Source organism: Tenacibaculum sp. Mcav3-52 (genome assembly GCF_022347665.1).
GTDB lineage: Bacteria > Bacteroidota > Bacteroidia > Flavobacteriales > Flavobacteriaceae > Polaribacter > Polaribacter mesophilus.
Genome location: NZ_JAKRGE010000001.1, coordinates 624,849 through 642,963, shown reverse-complemented (window position 1 = coordinate 642,963; position 18,115 = coordinate 624,849). Strand labels below are relative to the sequence as shown.

Sequence of the window (18,115 nt, the reverse complement as noted above, 5' to 3'; positions counted from 1 at the left end):
ACAAATGTTTAATTTTTTTAAAGCGTTTGCAGACAAAACTTGTAAGTTGTTGATTCTTTTTCTTTTTCTAGACCTGAAAGGGGTTAATCATAACTTTTTTTTCGTTTCTGCTTACATTAAAGATTAATAAATAACAATGAACTGTTAGAAAAGCAAGACAAATATACAACATATTACAATTAAAAACAAAACAAATTACAAGTATTTTGCATTATGTTTTAATTTAGAGATATTCTTGAAAATCCCCTATAACTTTTTACATAAAAAAACCGCCTAACTTTTAGGCGGTTTTTATTTCTATCTCTTAAATTCTATTAAAGAACCTTTAAAAGAGTTTTTCTATCCCAATTCTATAAAATCATGAGGAGTAGTAATATATAAAGCCTCCCCTGTTTCGGCATTTATATCTATAAACATGCTTCGTTCTTCAAGCCCCCAATACTCACCATAAGTCACGATAAAAAGATCTATTTTTTCTCCTTTAAATTTTCCAACTGGAATGGGATACCCTAATTCTTCTTTAGACTCAAATCTAATGTCATTAACATCATCTATACTGAAATACTCAATATCCTCTTTCTTTAAAACTTCTAAAGCTATTTTATAAGCCTCTTCTTTTGTAATCATAATTTACTTAATTATCACATCTTAAACATCTATACTCCATTCCGAAAATCAATTTCCTTAATTTCAGAAAAATCCTTTAAAAGCTCTCTTACCTTTTCTGCTCGCGAAGTGTTTTCAAAACTTGATAGACTAGTAAAATTTATCTCAACAGCCCAAGGACAAATTTTATGATAATCATTACCCTAAGAATCACCTACTCTAAATTGCTTCTTAATACATAAATAATCAACTAAACTCTTTTCTTTTCGAAAAAAACATAGGGATCTTCATCCTCATAAAAATCTTTAACTAATTCTATCTCTAATTTTTCTGAAAGAATTTCAGCTAATTTAGCTTTATCTTTTTGAGTATATCCAAAAATTGTATAAATCATTTTTTTACTCCTTAATTTAAGATTACCTCAATTCGTTTCCTTGACAATGTTTAGCTTATAGAAAATATGTACTCGTTTTTAATGATGGCTTTTAATAAATATATTAAAACTCTTTAATCAAAATCTTCATACTTTATAATAAATTCCTTTTTATCATACTTATCTATAAAAAACTGAATCCTTTCATAAAACAGTTTTGCATATTCATAAATATCATTATTAGAATAATTATTATTAATCAAAAAATAATTATCAAACAGTTTATTAAAATCATAATTTGGATTATCCACTATCCATCTAAATATTTCTTTTTTACTCTTTAAAAGCTCAATATCTATACCTGAGATATCTCCTTTCTCTATATCTTTAAAGAAATCTTTAAGTTCTTTAATTTTTTTTATATTTTTCCCGTAAATTGCAGAATGTAAAGCTTCTTCTATTTTTTGTTCTTCCATTTTTTCTAAAAGTTTATAAATTTTATTACTATTTCTTTTTCCTCACCAACTAAGCCATTATGAAATAAATAATCTCTATTCTCTAGTTCTTTTAATATATTCTCTTTAACATCTTTTAAAAGAGGACGATAATGCCCACTATTATTTGTAATCTCTTTTATAACACCTTTTTCTATAACAATTTCTCCCGCCGCAGAAACTTTTCCCCCTTGTAAAAAACTCGAATGATGAAATTCACCATATTTATTCAACTTAGAAAGATATATTTCTCCTCTATCTGACATTACAAAAATCGCTCTATTTGTTATAGCCTTAAAACCATCTTCCGCTATCGAAATACTATTATTTGTATCTATTAGGTTTCCTTTAACATCAACTATCTTATCATACTGTACAAAAATCTCTAATTCATCAACCTCAGATTTACTTAAATATTTCACATTCTTTTCAAAATCCACTTTTCTTCCTGTTTTATACAGGTTAATCATTTCTTTAGTTTTTTTATAAAGAAATTGTGACGCTCCCACCTTATCAAAATACTTCCAAGTATCATCCAAATAACTTTGAACTTTCTTTTTGCTATTTCCTCCGCTGGAACGAATTTCATCAATCTTTTTAGCAAATTTCCGAATAGCATCTTCAGTCCCTTCTAAAATGGTTTTATCTCCTTGCTTAACAGTGTAAATAACTCCGTCAGGGCTTACTAAAACTTCTCCTGTATTAGGATCTAGCTTCTCAAAAATAACAATTCCCAAATCATACAATAATTCTAAAACAGCTTCGAAGCCTTTAAATAATTGGTTTGCTGTACTCACAAGCTTCTCTATAAACTCTCCAATCCATTTTTTAAGATTATCTAAATGTTTCGCAAAGTTTTTAGCAAATTCTTTAAGCTTTCTAATCGCAGCTAAAACTACATCTACTGTTATTTCTGCTGTTTTTACCACTTTTTTAGCTACTACATTCGCTAACTCTTGATACGATTTTAATACTGCTTTGGTTGCTTTGGCTATATTGGCTGTTCCTCCAGTAGCGATAAACTGTACTACTTCCGAAGCTATAAAACCAACCAAAAACCCTATATAATACCCTAAAGCACCTGGATCTATCGTGATTTTTGTATTGGATGCCTTAACAAATAAACCTATTAATAGTTTAGCAGTAGTTATAGGCATTTCTATTAAAAACTGCATCCATGCTTTTAGGTTTGTTAACGTGAAGGTATTGAGTACTAAATCGATAAGGTTTTCAAAACCTTCTGCTAATAAACGTAGGTAATGACCTGGTTTTTCAAAGAACTTTCCTGTTTGGATAACGCCGTTTAAAACATCTACCAAAATAGCTAAAATATCAAAGATAGATTTAAAGAAATCAATAATACTATTAATAAGCCCTACTAACAATCCGTTAATAAAATCGTAGGTGTTTTGTACGTTTTCTTTTACACCATCTAAAAACTCTTTAAGTATGCCTGGTACGTGCTTAAATAACTTAGTAATACGTTCACTTTTAAAAGGCATAAGCTCTTTAAACAACCAATGTTTGTTAAATCGCTCTGCAAACGTTACAATTGGAGCTTCAACAGGAACTACATAATTTTTATAAATTGAATTTGCCAATTCCTCGGAAGAAAAACTCTCATTAATATTAAACTTGGGCAATAACGGATTGTATTTTGAGTTCTCTTTTCCTTCATCCGTTGTTTTCCAATAGCTTTCACCTAACTGTAACTTACCTATTTCTTCGCCTGAGCTTTTTAAGAATTTAGACAAGTTACTTAAAGTAACATCCGCTCCCCAACGTACTATTTGCCCTCCTTTTTTCAATACCAAATAAAAATCGCTCTCTGTTGATTTTTTAAGTTCTTGTTCCAGCATTTTACTTAGCTCGTTCGTAAATACATCTACTCCATAAGCTCTAACAATTTCCGCTATGCGAATTCTGTTCGTTTCTATAAGAGAATTTACATTTTTCCCTTTTTTTATTCTAAACACTGTTCCGAAAAGGTTACTTCCTGAACTGCGTTCAATAAAAATAACTACCTCGTGTGCACTTACATTTTGTATCGCTTCATAAGCTTGTAATAATTGCGCTCCATCTTCAGAAATAAATACAGTTGTAAAAGCTTCATATTGGATACTTTTAACATCTCTGGTAGTTGGTGAAGGGGTTGCATTTACAATTACCTCCTCTAAATCGATACTATTATCAAGTTGGATATAAAACTTTTCATTAATTTTATAATAAGGCAATGTTCCGTTTTGAAAATCAACAATGGTATTTTGAATAAATGCAAAGTTTTCATCATTTTCTTCATATTGCAGTTTATTAATTTGCCCATAAGGCGAATTATTTTCTAGAAAAAAATCTCCATATTCACCAGACAATCGACTATTAAAATGTAGTAACCATTTATTTGCAGTTTTTACTCCTTTTTCTATTTCTACATATATATTGGGACTTGGAACTGCAGTTTCTTTTATTTTTTGTTGCTGAACATCTGAAAACACCACCAAATCTTTAAAATTGGTTTTGTGTTTAAAATGTTTGCTTCCATATTCATGAGCATGCATATTTTTTATTTTTTATAATTAATAAAAAACAAACCTCACCCAGCTCTTCTCTTTTAAAGCAAAGAGAAGAGTATTAGAAGTGTTATTACGAGCTATACTTGGCAACCCTTTAAGTTTAAAACTCTTGATACATAGGTTGCTTCATTTTTTTTCGTAATGACGTAAAAAAATATAGGGTGAGGTTTGTGACTGTGTGTATAGAAAAATGTTTGTTTAACAAACATTTTTACTGCACTTATGCTACATTGTTGGTATCGCCTACAATATCGTAATCTACACCATCTGGTCCATCTCCTATCTTATAGGTACTTACATCAAATAAGCCTTGACCTTCACAGTCTGGATTACACGGCAAACCTCCTTCATTTAATACTACAGAATCTGCCTGTAACACGGTTAACGTTGTTGGTACACGAGTTTCCCAAGCACCTTCTACTTCACCTTCAATAGTTTGCATTTCTTCTGCAACAGAAACATATAAATCGTCATCCATATCGGTAACCATTCCTTGACCATTCCAAATTTCACCAGTTTTCATATACCAGTTTACAGCTTCTTCAAAACCTGGACGTACCGGTACTACTGATCTTGCCATACCACTTTGTAAAAAGGCTTGAAAAATAGGATCGCTACCTTCGTTGTACTCAAAATTAGCATCCCAACTACCTTCTGCTCCATAGAAATAAGGATAGAATGTATACGCCATAATTTCCCAATCAAATGCTTGTTCAAAAAACTTAACTGTTTCAGCGTGCTTTTGAAATTTAGCCGTTCTTACAACATGTTTGGCATCCACTTCTTTACCTTCTTCTTTATAATTATCTTGAGCGGTAACAACATCAAAAGGTTTTGTCATTAAATCGATAGCAATACGTTTTAATTCACGCTTTTCAATACTACGGTTTATTTGAGAACTTAGTTCTTTTTTCTTTTCATTAGGCTCTTTTTCAGTTTCTTGAGATTTTTTTAAATCTTCATATTCTTTTAAACGCTCATTATAAGCATCTATAATAGCTTTATAAGTTTCATTTTGCCATTTTTCAATACCTTTTCTATCTACCCTACACTTTATAACTACATTTAAACTACCTGTAAAAAAATCAACTTGTGTAGCAGAAACAGCAACATTACCTGTATGTCCTGACATTGTTCTAGTAACCTCTTTATGCAACTTCGGTTGATTTTCTCTATCTGTTATTTTAATGCTTCCTACATTAATAAAGAACCCTTTTGCATTTGCAGCTTTATCATCCTCCACACCTGTATAACTTACATTAACTTCAACCGACTCATAACCCTCAGGTAATTTTACATCCCCTTCAATTGAAGATGATTCATAAGCGTTAATAGTTTTAGTCGAATCTAATTTAAAAGATTCACTAACATAAATCTCATTAACTGGTGCGGTTTCAACCTCTGCATTATAAATCGAAGCTAAATACTGATAATTGTTTTGGTTTAATTCTTTTGAGTTATTAATCGCATACATTCTTAAACCACTTGGATGAACAGGTTTTCCCAAAATATCAAATCCTGTTGGTGTTTTTTCATTTTCTCCGCCATTTTTCAAATATGATTCAATATAAAACTTCGCAGGTTCTGGTAACGCAAATTCATACATTAAGCGTTTACCATAATTTATCAACTTATTCTTATAAATCTTATCTACCCAACGATACACTCCTGTAACGTGTTTATCTCCTTTACGGTTATCAAATCCATGAGTATTATTCTCTTCATATTCTCGTAATATACGAGACGTACGTTTGGTACTAATTTTCTGAACCACACGTTCTAAAGCTCTTTCTGTTACCTCCTGAGCATACGTTTGCGCTTGTAAATTAGAATCAGAAGCAGAAGTTGATGAAGAGTTATTATAATTAGCTCCTGCAGAAAATCTAGTTTTAGCAAATTCAGCAGACACACTTGCATTTGCTCCAAAACTAGTAGCATTATCACTATTTACAATAGACGACGCTTCGTTTTGCATTTCATTACGTTCTGTTGAGGTAGTGTCCGTCAAGTTTTCTACTTCTTTTTCTGTTGTTGTTTCCGTAGTTGTTTCTGAAACTCTTAAGTCCCTAGTAGAACGTTCTTTATATTCGCGTGCCATGATATTTTCTATGTGCGACACTTCTCCGGGCACATAGCAACACACTTCTTGTTCTACTCGCCTAAAATCTGCTACTCCTAATTGAGATATTCCATAAAGAACACCTTTTCCATCATTACTTGTATCCCCTGAAGCATTACCACTAACTATACATTGACCAACAAAATTGTTAGTTATTTCATAGTACCCATCATCAAACTTAACCTGAAACATAATGTTTTTAAACTCTAACGACACTCCGTTACTTAAAACAAAACTACCGTTCAAACCAAATACAGGTCCTGAAATTAACTGTTGTAAATTTTCTGGAAATAACTCAATTCGTAACAACGTATCATCAAAACTAGCAGGACTACTCTTAAATGAAGTACCAGTATACGGTACCTGAGCATCAACATCATCTAAAGTATAACTTGCCTGTGTTACTCTTACATTAGTAGAATCTTCAACCTTTAAAAACATAATAATTTTTGATCCTTTCCCCATTTGACCAAAAACATCTCCCGAATAAGAGTACAGTGGTGTACTTTTACTAAGGTTATAATTTAGAGTACCTCCTTGAATAGAAACAGCTCTCACTTTTTCTGGAGTGTTTTCTAAAATTTTCTGATTCTCTTCTTTTATTTTTTGTCTAAGAACCGTTTTTGCCTCATAAAAATTATCATATAATTTGAGTCCTTCAGAATTTAATAAATCTTTAGTCCCTTCTGAATACTGAAAAGTAGTTGTCGTTGTACCGTCCGCAGCTCTACTAATCTCTTCTGCTTTTTCAAATTCAAACTTAGGCAATTCTAAATCTGGATATATTTCTAATCTTTTTTCAAATCCTGATTTAGCGTCTACAATTGTTTGAATCGTTGGTTGAGCTGCGTTTTTTATATCTTCTACAGCTAATTCATGAGCTTGTAAAGCTTCTTTATATCGTACCTGCTCACTTTTATTATAAACATACTCAGCTTTTTCAATTTCCTTTAAACCTAGTTCATATTGTTGTAAACGTGTTTTAGCCATCTCAACCTGTAAACTAGATGTCAAATACTCTGATGAACTAGGACTTATGTTTGTAGCTCCTCCTTCAAATTGTTGATCTGAAATAACCACTTCTTTAGGCACAATAACACTTGCATTCGCTCTACGTACAAATTCTTTTTCATTTTCTTCTGTAAAAACAATTTCCCCCTCTGTTTCTTGTGAAAAGCTGTTAGTAAATACATTAAATGCTTTTAAAAACTTATTCGCTACCAACATTTGAATCAGTCCTTCTCGAACAATAGCCGATTCCTTATTAATGGTTTGATGAAATAAGTTTTCCCATAAAACTAACTCTTCATCAACAGTAAGTTCTTGTGCTGCATATAAATTAGCATCAATACCAGCATACGATAATACTGTCTTATTGCGCACTAACCATCCAGAAAACTGATATAACGCTTCGTGTAAATTTTTAATCTCTACCCTACTAGCTATTGGTGTAAAATTCGTACTATAAGCTCCTTTTAATGCTGTTTTTCTTTCTTCATCTGTAGTAGCTCCTTGTATTGCTTGAAAAGCTAAACTTTCTGCTTTTTTTTCTTCTGGAAAGGAAACAAATCCAGTTTCTTTGTCTTCAATTAATTGTGGACTACGTAATGTTACAAACCTAAATAGGTTTGATTTGATTGGTTTTTTACTCATTTTTATAAAATTTAATTAATTTTTTAATCAAGCTCAAAAAGAGCCCTGTTTAGTTGCTTTTCTAACAGTTCTTTTTTTCTTGATTTTTGTTTTATTCAAAAAAATGTTTGAATAAACGAGTATAGATTTCAAAAAAGTGAAGAAAATCAAGTTGAAATCTTAAAAACACAATCGCTAAAACCACACAAATGTTTGATTATTACAATTTTTTTGTATATTAGCAATTCATTAACGAGGCAAATATAAAACATATTACACATTTAAACAAACAAAAGTTTAATTATTTTTGCAATATGTAAAAACATAAAATGTTATGGGAATTTCCGAAAAAATAGCAGCAATTAGAGATGCTTTTAACTTAAATAACTTTTCTTTTTCAAAAAAAATAGGTGTTACTGGAACCACTATAGATAGCATTATTAATGGGAGGCCTCAATCTGACGGTAGTAGAAAAAAAACAAAACCTGGTTACGATGTTCTTACTTCTATTATTAATGAATTCAACATTAATCCTGATTATTTATTTGGAAAAAGTGATATAATGCTAAAAACAGAACCTACAAATATTCAAACATATTCTGGAGTTCCTCAGGTTGTTTCTGTGAATTCTTCAGGTAATGAAAACGTGGTTTATGTTCCTATACAAGCAAGAGCTGGTTATTTAAATGGTTATGGAGATTCAAATTATATAGAACAACTTCCTTCTTTTAATATGCCTCATCTTAACAATGGCACCTTTCGTTGTTTTGAAGTACAAGGAAACTCTATGGTGCGTACTTTTTTTGATGGAGATTTAGTTTTTGGAAAATATGTTGAAAATTTACATGATATTAAAGATGGTCGTGTATATGTAATTGTAAGTAAGAATGATGGTATTGTTTTAAAACGTGTAATTAATAGAATAGAAGAAAGAGGTAAACTTATTTTAAAAAGTGATAATAAAGATGGTAACTACCCTACTTATACCATAAATGCTGAGGAAATTATGGAAGTTTGGTATGTAACTATGTTCGCCTCTAAACAAATGCCTGAACCTGTTGATGTTTATGATAGATTACACGATTTAGAAAGTAAAATTGTTGAATTAGAAGAGCAAATTAGCAGTAAAAATTAATTTTTATGCTTAAAAAACTGCTTTTTTTAGTTCTTTTACTCCCTTTTTACACCAGCGCCCAATCCAACTGGCAACAATTTAAAAAACTACAAGGAGCTCAAAAAACATGGGTACTACTCCATCCTTTTAAAGCAAAAAAAGCTTTTATTGTTTCACGTGAAGCATCAAGAGTAAGTGACTCTCTAAGAGTTTCTCCCCTACTAGACGGAGATCATGCAGGCGGACAAGTAGATGCATTTCGTCATGCTTTTTGGATGGCTTTATTACGACAACAAATTGGAGAAAATGCAGCTCGTTCACTTGGTAAAGCTCACGAAAAAGATAACTATAAAACATACAAAGAGCGAAAATTAGAGGACGGTGTTATTCCTGATCAGATTTCTTCAGAAATGGATTTATTTAACAACGAAGTTGGTTTAACACTTTCCAAAAAAGGTGGTAACCTTCCTAAAAATGGATTGATTTACAGAGTAATCAATGCCATTCATCAAGGAAAATTAAAAATTATTAAAAAAGATAAAAACGGTAATTTTCTAACTTGTAATAATGAGGTTATTTCAAAAAAAATATTAATTGGCAAGTGGAAGAATAACAAATGTTTGGTTAGCTCTAATTATAAATAGATAAATGCAAAAAGTATATGTAATTTCAGGCACCATGTGTACGGTAGATTTATGGCAATATGTTTTTCCTAAACTAAAAAACATATTGCCAGTCCATATTGATATTACTCCTGCTAATTCTTTTGAGGAAATTAATCAAATGATACTGAATCACGTTGAAGAACCAGCCACTATCATTGGGTTTTCTTTAGGTGGGTTTTCCGCTATGAACTTTAGTGCTCATTATCCTGAAAAAGTAAAAAAGTTAGTTGTAGTTGCTGCCAATACTGATGGATTGAGTGATTCAGAAATTCAACTAAGAAAAAGCACTATTGACTTTTTAGAAAAACACACCTACAAAGGAATCTCTCAAGCAAGAATTCAACAGTTTTTACACCCAGATAATCACCGTAATTCCGAAATTATTTCTGTTATTAAAAAAATGGATGCCGATTTAGGAAAAGACGTACTACTTCGTCAGTTAAAAGCAACTTCAACTAGATTAAATATTTCACAAGAAGTTTTAAATTTAAACATCCCTATCTTTTTTATTGCTGCCGAAAATGATGCGCTTATCAACCCAAAAAAACTAAAAGAGTTTGCCAATAAAACTGAAAGAGGAACATACGTAATGATTAAAAATTGTGGTCATATGGTTCCTCTTGAAAAACCTGAAGAACTGGCATCAATAATGAACCTAACCATCAACGAATAATATAAAATGTTAACCAGCCTTAACAATGTTATCAGTTACAGCCCTAATTTTTTAACTGAAAAAGATGCTACAGAGTTATTTAAACAATTAATAAGCCTGTCTGAACTTACAAATATGATGGAAATGAGACTTTCATCTGATAAGGTAATTAAATACAACTTTGGTAAATTAATGTTTATTGACCCTGATTTAATGGAGAAAAATGTTTTTCAAAAATCAGCTTGGGGAAACACTATGATATGGCCAAAATATATGCTTCCTTTAAAAAAGCAAGTTGAAGAACACACTAGACAAGAATTTAAAACTTGTGTATGTATTTATTATCCTAATGGAAATTCTGGCATTGATTATCATTCAGATAAAGTTGCTTTTGGAAATACTGATATTATTCCTTCCCTTAGTTTAGGTGAAGAACGTATGTTTTATCTTCGAGAAAATAAAACGATGATTGAAAACAATATACTTCTGGAGCATGGGAGTTTATTAGTTATGAAAAAAGATTGTCAAGAATACTACGAACACAGCCTACCCGAAAACCCTGAATATTTAAACCCAAGAGTAAATTTAACATTTAGAAAATACGGTTTTTGAAACCCCATACATGAAAAAAAGCTTAAATTCACTCTCATTTTTTCCTCTACAAATATCAAAAAAACTGTTTTCTTAAATCACTATTTAAACCCATTCTAAATATTTAAGAAAACAATTCGTAAAGTTTGTTCAAGTACTGTCATCCTCTTAAATTTGTGCTATTATTTAATCAATAAACAAAATAATGAGCGGATTACTAAAATCTTCTATCGGAAGAAAGTTTGCCATGGCACTTTCGGCATTCTTCCTGATGTTTTTCTTATTACAACATTTTGCAATTAACATTACTTCGATTTTTCCAGATAACGGAGCTACATTTAACAAACTGTCGCACTTTATGGGAACAAACCCGTTAATTCAATATGTAATGCAACCAATTTTAATATTTGGTGTGGTATTTCACTTTGTAATGGGATTCGTCTTAGAAATTAAAAACAAAAGTGCTCGTAAGGTTAGCTATGCTAAAAATAATGGAGCTGCAAACTCTACTTGGATGAGTAGAAACATGATTTACAGTGGTGCTGCTATTTTAGCTTTTATTGTATTACACTTTATCGATTTTTGGTTTCCAGAAATCAACACCAAATTTATTCAAGGTGACTGGAGTGGTTTACACGATGGTGAGTTTAGATACTTCCACGAACTACAGCACAAGTTTTTAAGCCCAATTAGAGTTGGTGCTTATGTAATTGCTTTTGTTTTCTTAGCATTACATTTATTACACGGATTTAATTCTGCTTTCCAATCTGTGGGAGCAAATAATAAATATACTAAAGGATTGAAAACTTTTGGTAAGCTTTACGCAATCTTAATTCCGTTAGGATTCGTAATTATTGCATTATTTCATCATTTCAATCACTAATACGCAACAAGTATGGCAACTTTAGATTCAAAAATTCCAAAAGGTCCATTAAAAGATAAATGGACAACTTATAAAGATAAAATTGACTTGGTAAACCCTGCTAACAAACGTTTAATTGACGTTATTGTAGTGGGTACTGGTTTAGCGGGTGGTTCTGCTTCTGCAACGTTAGCAGAATTAGGATATAACGTTAAAGCTTTTGCTTACCAAGATTCACCTCGTCGTGCACACTCTATTGCAGCACAAGGTGGTATTAACGCAGCAAAAAACTATCAAGGTGATGGTGATTCTTTTTACCGTTTATTTTATGATACAGTAAAAGGTGGAGATTACCGTTCTCGTGAAGCAAACGTTTATCGTTTAGCTGAGGTTTCTGCAAATATTATTGACCAATGTGTGGCTCAAGGAGTTCCTTTTGCACGTGATTATGGTGGTCAATTAGATAACCGTTCGTTTGGTGGAGTATTAGTATCTCGTACCTTCTACGCGAAAGGTCAAACTGGTCAGCAGTTATTATTAGGAGCGTATTCGGCAATGAACCGTCAAATTGCTCGTGGTAAGATTGAAATGTTCAATCGCCATGAAATGTTAGATTTGGTAATTGTTGATGGAAAAGCTCGTGGTATTATTGCTCGTAACCTAGTTACTGGTGAAATTGAGCGTCACTCTGCACATGCAGTAGTAATTGCTTCTGGTGGATATGGAAATGTATATTTCTTATCAACCAACGCAATGGGATCTAACGCTACAGCTGCTTGGAAAGTTCACAAAAAAGGAGCATTCTTTGCGAATCCTTGTTACACGCAAATTCACCCAACTTGTATTCCTCGTTCGGGAGACTATCAGTCTAAACTAACCCTAATGTCTGAATCGTTACGTAACGATGGTCGTATTTGGGTTCCTAAGAAAATGGAAGATGTATTAGCTATTAGAGAAGGAAAATTAAAACCAACTCAAATTGCTGAAGAAGATAGAGATTACTACTTAGAAAGAAGATATCCTGCCTTTGGTAACTTAGTACCTCGAGATGTGGCTTCTCGTGCTGCAAAAGAGCGTTGTGATGCTGGTTATGGTGTAAATGCTACTGGTGAAGCTGTTTACTTAGATTTTAAATCAGCTATTGAGCGTTATGGTAAAGAGCAATGTAAATTACATGGAATTAAAAACCCTTCACAAGAGAAAATTATTGCTGAAGGTGAAAAAATAGTAGAAGCTAAGTACGGGAACTTATTCCAAATGTATGAAAAGATTGTAGATGACAATCCATACAAAACACCAATGATGATTTATCCTGCAACTCACTACACCATGGGTGGAATTTGGGTAGATTATAACTTAATGACTACTATTGATGGTTGTTATGCTATTGGTGAAGCAAACTTCTCTGATCACGGTGCTAACCGTTTAGGAGCTTCTGCATTAATGCAAGGTTTGGCTGACGGATACTTTGTGTTACCTTACACAATTGGTGATTATTTATCTAACGATATCCGTACAGGTAAAATTTCAACTGAAACTAAAGAATTTGAAGAAGCTGAAAAAGCGGTTAAAGATCGTATTGATTTCTTTATTAACAATAAAGGAGAGCATTCTGTAGATTACTACCACAAGAAATTAGGAAAAATTATGTGGGAAAAATGTGGAATGGCACGTAACGAACAAGGTTTAAAAGAAGCGATGGCTGAAATTAAAGCGTTACGTGAAGATTTCTGGAAGAATGTAACAGTTCCCGGAGGTGCAAATGAAATGAACCCAGAATTAGAAAAAGCAGGAAGAGTTGCTGATTTCTTAGAGTTAGGAGAGTTATTTGCTAAAGATGCCTTAAACAGAACTGAGTCTTGTGGAGGACACTTTAGAGAAGAGTCTGTTGAATTAGACGGACCTCAAAAAGGAGAAGCAAAACGTGATGATGCAAACTTTGCTTACGTTTCTGCTTGGGAGTATAAAGGAGAACCAGCTGATGCTGTATTACACAAAGAAGAATTAGAGTTTAACGATATTGAACTAAAACAACGTTCATACAAATAAGAAAAGAGATATGAGTAACATGAATCTTACGCTAAAAATTTGGAGACAAAAAGGAGCGAACGATAAAGGGAAAATGGTCGAATATAAGGTGACCGATATTTCCGAGCATATGTCTTTCTTAGAAATGATGGACGTATTAAACGAACAATTAGTTAATGCTGGTGAAGAGCCTGTAGCATTTGACCACGACTGTCGTGAAGGAATTTGCGGTATGTGTTCTATGTACATTAATGGTGAAGCACACGGACCAGATCGTGGAGTAACTACATGTCAGTTGCACATGCGTATGTTTAACGATGGAGATACTATTACAATTGAACCATTTAGAGCTGCTGCTTTTCCAGTAATTAAAGATTTAGTGGTTGATAGAGGTTCTTTTGAAAGAATTCAACAAGCAGGCGGTTATATTTCAGTAAACACATCAGGAAACACCACAGATGCGAATGCTATCTTGGTTCCTAAAGAAAATGCTGATAAAGCCATGGATGCTGCCACATGTATTGGTTGTGGTGCTTGTGTTGCTACTTGTAAAAACTCATCTGCCATGTTATTTGTTGGAGCAAAAGTATCTCAATATGCTTTATTACCTCAAGGACAGGTTGAAGCGACTGAGCGTGTTAAAAACATGGTTGCTCAAATGGATTTAGAAGGTTTTGGTAACTGTACTAATACTGGAGCTTGTGAAATTGAATGCCCGAAAGGAATTTCTTTAGAAAACATTGCTCGTATGAACTCAGAGTTCTTAAAAGCTAGCTTTAAAGGATAAAATAAAACACCTATACATAAAAAAACCGAGGCTAATGCTTCGGTTTTTTTATACCTTCTTTTATACTTAATATTTACACACTTATGCCTTTTTTAAATTTAAAGAAATGAAAAGCATATACATTTGTCTCCGATGATTACAATATGGTAATCCGGGGGGGCTATCTATTACTAAATCAATCATATCTCCAATTAGAGATAAAAAGCCTGAGCTTATAAACTCAGGCTTTTAAATTATTAAACTCTATCTTTTTCTTTCTCTTTTTCAATATGCCCTTTTATTTTTAACATTTTTCTAGATGCTTTAGCATTCGATATAATCGTAATGGCTTTTGAAAACCCTCCTACTCTTCTTGTATCATATAATACTTCTATTTGCCCTTTTTCACCTGGCATAATTGGTTTTTCTGGTTTTTTAGGAACTGTACACCCACAAGTGGATTTAATATCTTTTATAATCAACGGTTCAGTACCAATATTTGTAAACTCAAACACACGAACCCCATCAGCGCCTTGTTTAATTTTTCCGTAATCGATTGATGCTGTTTCAAATTGAAACTCTTGAGCGTTTGCCATGATTGCCATTAATCCTACAATTACACATAATACAGTATTTCTCATTTTTAATATTTTTAGTTAGTAATAAATATTTTATTTCTTCGAATTTATCTTAATATATCCCCATAAAAAAACTAATCGTATACACTACTTTAAAACATGTACAAACAACTTATAACATGTTATTGATACAAAGAAAAATGTCGTTGGTACTTTCTGCTTTGATTACAGCTTATATTTTGTTTACTTTGAAATACACAATGAGCCTTTTAAAAAAACATAGCGCTGAAATTCTAATCCACCTACTTTTTTGGGCTTTATTTATCTTTATCTCTCTTTTTGTATTTACCCAGTATTACTGGGCAGAAAACCCTTTTTTACAGTACTTTTTTATTCTTATCATTATCGTATATACTAACAATCAACTATTGTTACCGCTATTCGTTAAAAAGAAATGGTATGTGTTATACGGAATTGCTTTTGTTCTTATTTCTGTTTTAGCAACTCAACTATACTGTAATGTTTTTGCACGTTGTGGATGTTCCATTATGAAGTGCTTAAGCGATTATTTATGGCAAACTCTAGTCCCTCTATTATTTTTCTCTTTTATATGGATGTTGTTTAAGTTTTTAGACGGACAAGAAAAATTAGCACAAACAACCCAAGAACGAACAGAAATGGAGTTGAAATTTTTAAAATCACAAATAAATCCGCATGTGCTCTTAAATAATTTAAACACGATTTATGCGTATTCTATTGACAAACCTAACCAAACCCCTGATTTAATCTTAAAACTCTCAGAAAACCTTAAACATGTCTTATATGAGACAATTTCTGAAAAGGTTTCTCTTGAAAAAGAACTACTTTTCATACAAAACTATATCGATTTTCAAAAAATTCGAACTGAAGGAGTGAAAGAAATTGATTACCATTATAAAACTGATAGTAATCAATACCAAATTGCTCCACTCCTTTTAATTACCATTATTGAAAATGCTTTTAAACATAGCATTGCATATAGTAAGATTGGTATTTTTATCAACGTTACTAACCATCAATTACATTTAATAAGTAGTAATCAATTCAATATAAACACAAATAAAAATACCAAAGCCATTGGCTTAGAAAACTTAAAAAAGAGATTGCTATTAATTTATCCAGATAATCATTCTCTTTACATTCATCAAAAAGGAGATGTTTTTACTATAGAACTGAAAATAGATCAATTATGAAATGTATAATTATTGAAGATGAGTTGCCTGCGCAAGCTATTTTGAAAAAGTATATCGGTAAAATTCCAGATACTGAAATTGTACATGCTTTTCAAACAGCCATACAAGCTAATGAGTTTCTGAAAAACAATACTGTTGATGTTATTTTTCTAGATATTAATTTACCTGATATTTCTGGATTAGACTTTATAAAAACAGTTAAAAACCCTCCTAAAATAGTTATTACAACTGCATATCCTGATTATGCAGTAAATAGTTTTGAGTTAGAAACAATTGTTGATTATTTGGTAAAACCCTTTTCTTTTGATCGCTTTTTAAAAGCAATTAGTAAAGTAGAAAGTCAATTATTAAAATCAAAAACTTCAGAAAAAGAAGCTACTTATTTAAATATAGATAAAATTATACATAAAGTATATCTAGCCGATATTTTATACTTAGAATCTGATCGAAACTATGTGCATTTTATCACCTCATCAAAAAAATTGACGATTATAGATTCATTAAAAAACTGGAATGAAACTCTAAATTCAAACAAATTTGTACAAATACACAAATCATATATTGTAAATTTAGAAAAGATTGAAAAATATACAGGAACTTTTCTTTATATAGAAAACATCAAAATTCCTATTGGTAGAACTTATAAAAATAACCTATTGACTCTTTTAAAAATTAAGAATCAATAGGTTATTGGGACTACTCCCAAGTATTTTCAGCTGCATCACCATTCCAAATAACCGTAGCTAAATACGGATTATCAATAAACGGATTTCTATTTCCTTGCGCATTAGCAACTGCGTTGTTACGTTGTATCTCTATATCAGATACAGGATCTTCAGCATTCCACTGTAACAATAAAGTAACCATATTACTATCAGAAGCTGTAACAGAACCGACAGCTACATTCTTTGGTAAACATCTATCTCCATATCGCAAGTACATGTACATCATCATACGAGCAACATCTCCTTTCCATTCATTACCAGGGTACCAGTTCCCTGAAACGTCTCCGGCATTCCCTGTACCTGCAGCAAATAATTTATTCCCTCTTTGAGAATTAAAAGTTACATCTGAAGGCCTTAAATGATGCGCATCTGCCCCTGGACCTGAAGTTCCTAAATTTGGATTTCCTAATGACTTAGGGTATACATGCTCTCTATTCCAATCTCCTGTATTTCCTCCATTGGCATCTTTACTACGAGTTCTATCTGTTACATAATTACCATCTGTATCGTCATGACCATAAATTAAAACTACTTTGCTATTATCGTTAGGGTCTAAATCTGATTGTTTTAATACATTCCAAACATCTGGCGTATAATCTAAGAAGGTAGTATGACTATTAATAATTTCAGTAGCTAAAATATCTTTTAAAGAACTTCCTGTTAAGGTAAAGTCTACATCTTTATAATATTCTGATAATTCAGAAGGGATATTAAAACTTCCTGGATTACCATTGGCTGAAGCATTTATATTAATGATTACCGTTGCAGTAGAACAATTACTTGGCGTAATTGTACTGCAAATAGTATACTTAAAAGAATCTGTACCTACAAAATCTTGTGCTGGCGTGTATATAAAAGCATTATTGCTCTTAACTATAGTTCCATTTCTTGCAGAACTAGTCTCAAACGTTACTTTTACATTTCCTGAAGTATAAGTATCATTCTCTAAAAAACTAGCTAATACATTCTCTTTATTTTCTTCAGCTTCAAAGGAATCATCAACAGCTACTACTTTATCTTCTGTTGGTACAACATCACTATCACTTCCTCCACAATTAATAAACAACATTAAAATTGTTATTATTCCTATTATTTTCTTCATGATTCT

General features: G+C 31.8%; 16 protein-coding genes. 9 read left to right on the top strand and 7 right to left on the bottom strand.

Features of this window, described 5'->3' with window-relative positions; all coding sequences use genetic code 11:
* Positions 1-339: 339 nt before the first annotated feature.
* The 5 genes from MHM83_RS02985 to MHM83_RS02965 form a co-directional block, all read right to left on the bottom strand.
* The gene (locus tag MHM83_RS02985; protein ID WP_239178336.1) at positions 340-627 is read right to left on the bottom strand and encodes a hypothetical protein; all 288 of its coding nucleotides are present in this window, start codon (positions 625-627) and stop codon (positions 340-342) included.
* A 229-nt stretch (positions 628-856) separates the two neighbouring features.
* Entirely contained in the window at positions 857-1,000 is a 144-nt protein-coding gene (locus tag MHM83_RS02980; protein WP_239178335.1) for a hypothetical protein, read from the bottom strand.
* Positions 1,001-1,113: 113 nt separating this feature from the next.
* The gene (locus MHM83_RS02975) at positions 1,114-1,455 is read right to left on the bottom strand and encodes a hypothetical protein (RefSeq protein WP_047788113.1); all 342 of its coding nucleotides are present in this window, start codon (positions 1,453-1,455) and stop codon (positions 1,114-1,116) included.
* A 5-nt stretch (positions 1,456-1,460) separates the two neighbouring features.
* Positions 1,461-4,028, bottom strand: coding sequence for a hypothetical protein (locus tag MHM83_RS02970; protein WP_239178334.1), 2,568 nt, complete (start codon positions 4,026-4,028; stop codon positions 1,461-1,463).
* 235 nt (positions 4,029-4,263) lie between these two features.
* A complete protein-coding gene (locus MHM83_RS02965; RefSeq protein ID WP_239178333.1) occupies positions 4,264-7,815 on the bottom strand; it encodes a hypothetical protein in 3,552 nt (1,183 codons plus the stop codon).
* Positions 7,816-8,128: 313 nt separating this feature from the next.
* Between MHM83_RS02965 and MHM83_RS02960 the strand changes: the two genes are divergently transcribed.
* From MHM83_RS02960 to MHM83_RS02930, 7 genes are all read left to right on the top strand, one after another.
* The gene (locus MHM83_RS02960) at positions 8,129-8,929 is read left to right on the top strand and encodes a S24 family peptidase (protein ID WP_073182393.1); all 801 of its coding nucleotides are present in this window, start codon (positions 8,129-8,131) and stop codon (positions 8,927-8,929) included.
* 5 nt (positions 8,930-8,934) lie between these two features.
* Positions 8,935-9,552, top strand: a complete 618-nt coding sequence (locus MHM83_RS02955) for a DUF6973 domain-containing protein (RefSeq protein WP_239178332.1) — start codon at positions 8,935-8,937, stop codon at positions 9,550-9,552.
* A gap of 4 nt (positions 9,553-9,556) precedes the next feature.
* On the top strand, positions 9,557-10,246 hold the full coding sequence (locus MHM83_RS02950) for an alpha/beta fold hydrolase (protein WP_073182391.1): 690 nt from the start codon (positions 9,557-9,559) through the stop codon (positions 10,244-10,246).
* 6 nt (positions 10,247-10,252) lie between these two features.
* Positions 10,253-10,837: an alpha-ketoglutarate-dependent dioxygenase AlkB gene (locus MHM83_RS02945; RefSeq protein WP_239178331.1), complete on the top strand. Its 585-nt coding sequence runs from the start codon at positions 10,253-10,255 to the stop codon at positions 10,835-10,837.
* Positions 10,838-11,021: 184 nt separating this feature from the next.
* Complete coding sequence (locus MHM83_RS02940; protein WP_073182389.1) at positions 11,022-11,699, top strand: succinate dehydrogenase cytochrome b subunit; 678 nt, start codon at positions 11,022-11,024, stop codon at positions 11,697-11,699.
* A gap of 12 nt (positions 11,700-11,711) precedes the next feature.
* Positions 11,712-13,727 carry a fumarate reductase/succinate dehydrogenase flavoprotein subunit gene (locus tag MHM83_RS02935; RefSeq protein WP_047788103.1) on the top strand — a complete coding sequence of 672 codons (2,016 nt, stop codon included), beginning with the start codon at positions 11,712-11,714 and terminating at the stop codon, positions 13,725-13,727.
* Positions 13,728-13,737: 10 nt separating this feature from the next.
* Positions 13,738-14,493 (top strand): succinate dehydrogenase/fumarate reductase iron-sulfur subunit, encoded by a 756-nt coding sequence (locus MHM83_RS02930; RefSeq protein WP_047788102.1) that lies wholly within the window; start codon positions 13,738-13,740, stop codon positions 14,491-14,493.
* A 236-nt stretch (positions 14,494-14,729) separates the two neighbouring features.
* On the opposite strand, the gene MHM83_RS02925 is transcribed toward MHM83_RS02930, so the two are convergent.
* Positions 14,730-15,113, bottom strand: a complete 384-nt coding sequence (locus MHM83_RS02925; protein ID WP_239178330.1) for a DUF1573 domain-containing protein — start codon at positions 15,111-15,113, stop codon at positions 14,730-14,732.
* 365 nt (positions 15,114-15,478) lie between these two features.
* Here MHM83_RS02925 and MHM83_RS02920 point away from each other — a divergent pair, with 365 nt between their 5' ends.
* A complete protein-coding gene (locus MHM83_RS02920; protein ID WP_239178329.1) occupies positions 15,479-16,282 on the top strand; it encodes a sensor histidine kinase in 804 nt (267 codons plus the stop codon).
* Positions 16,279-16,968, top strand: a complete 690-nt coding sequence (locus tag MHM83_RS02915; protein WP_167712583.1) for a LytR/AlgR family response regulator transcription factor — start codon at positions 16,279-16,281, stop codon at positions 16,966-16,968. The genes MHM83_RS02920 and MHM83_RS02915 overlap by 4 nt, the downstream gene beginning before the upstream one ends.
* A gap of 10 nt (positions 16,969-16,978) precedes the next feature.
* Here MHM83_RS02915 and MHM83_RS02910 read toward each other — a convergent pair whose 3' ends face one another.
* Positions 16,979-18,109 carry an endonuclease gene (locus MHM83_RS02910; protein ID WP_167712582.1) on the bottom strand — a complete coding sequence of 377 codons (1,131 nt, stop codon included), beginning with the start codon at positions 18,107-18,109 and terminating at the stop codon, positions 16,979-16,981.
* Between the last annotated feature and the right edge of the window lie 6 nt (positions 18,110-18,115).

What these genes read in the sequence shown, in the direction of transcription:
- MHM83_RS02985 (WP_239178336.1), bottom strand. Translation starts at nt 627, where the DNA reads ATGATTACAAAAGAAGAGGCTTATAAAATAGCTTTAGAAGTTTTAAAG.
- MHM83_RS02980 (WP_239178335.1), bottom strand. Translation starts at nt 1,000, where the DNA reads ATGATTTATACAATTTTTGGATATACTCAAAAAGATAAAGCTAAATTA.
- MHM83_RS02975 (WP_047788113.1), bottom strand. Translation starts at nt 1,455, where the DNA reads ATGGAAGAACAAAAAATAGAAGAAGCTTTACATTCTGCAATTTACGGG.
- MHM83_RS02970 (WP_239178334.1), bottom strand. Translation starts at nt 4,028, where the DNA reads ATGCATGCTCATGAATATGGAAGCAAACATTTTAAACACAAAACCAAT.
- MHM83_RS02965 (WP_239178333.1), bottom strand. Translation starts at nt 7,815, where the DNA reads ATGAGTAAAAAACCAATCAAATCAAACCTATTTAGGTTTGTAACATTA.
- MHM83_RS02960 (WP_073182393.1), top strand. Translation starts at nt 8,129, where the DNA reads ATGGGAATTTCCGAAAAAATAGCAGCAATTAGAGATGCTTTTAACTTA.
- MHM83_RS02955 (WP_239178332.1), top strand. Translation starts at nt 8,935, where the DNA reads ATGCTTAAAAAACTGCTTTTTTTAGTTCTTTTACTCCCTTTTTACACC.
- MHM83_RS02950 (WP_073182391.1), top strand. Translation starts at nt 9,557, where the DNA reads ATGCAAAAAGTATATGTAATTTCAGGCACCATGTGTACGGTAGATTTA.
- MHM83_RS02945 (WP_239178331.1), top strand. Translation starts at nt 10,253, where the DNA reads ATGTTAACCAGCCTTAACAATGTTATCAGTTACAGCCCTAATTTTTTA.
- MHM83_RS02940 (WP_073182389.1), top strand. Translation starts at nt 11,022, where the DNA reads ATGAGCGGATTACTAAAATCTTCTATCGGAAGAAAGTTTGCCATGGCA.
- MHM83_RS02935 (WP_047788103.1), top strand. Translation starts at nt 11,712, where the DNA reads ATGGCAACTTTAGATTCAAAAATTCCAAAAGGTCCATTAAAAGATAAA.
- MHM83_RS02930 (WP_047788102.1), top strand. Translation starts at nt 13,738, where the DNA reads ATGAGTAACATGAATCTTACGCTAAAAATTTGGAGACAAAAAGGAGCG.
- MHM83_RS02925 (WP_239178330.1), bottom strand. Translation starts at nt 15,113, where the DNA reads ATGAGAAATACTGTATTATGTGTAATTGTAGGATTAATGGCAATCATG.
- MHM83_RS02915 (WP_167712583.1), top strand. Translation starts at nt 16,279, where the DNA reads ATGAAATGTATAATTATTGAAGATGAGTTGCCTGCGCAAGCTATTTTG.
- MHM83_RS02910 (WP_167712582.1), bottom strand. Translation starts at nt 18,109, where the DNA reads ATGAAGAAAATAATAGGAATAATAACAATTTTAATGTTGTTTATTAAT.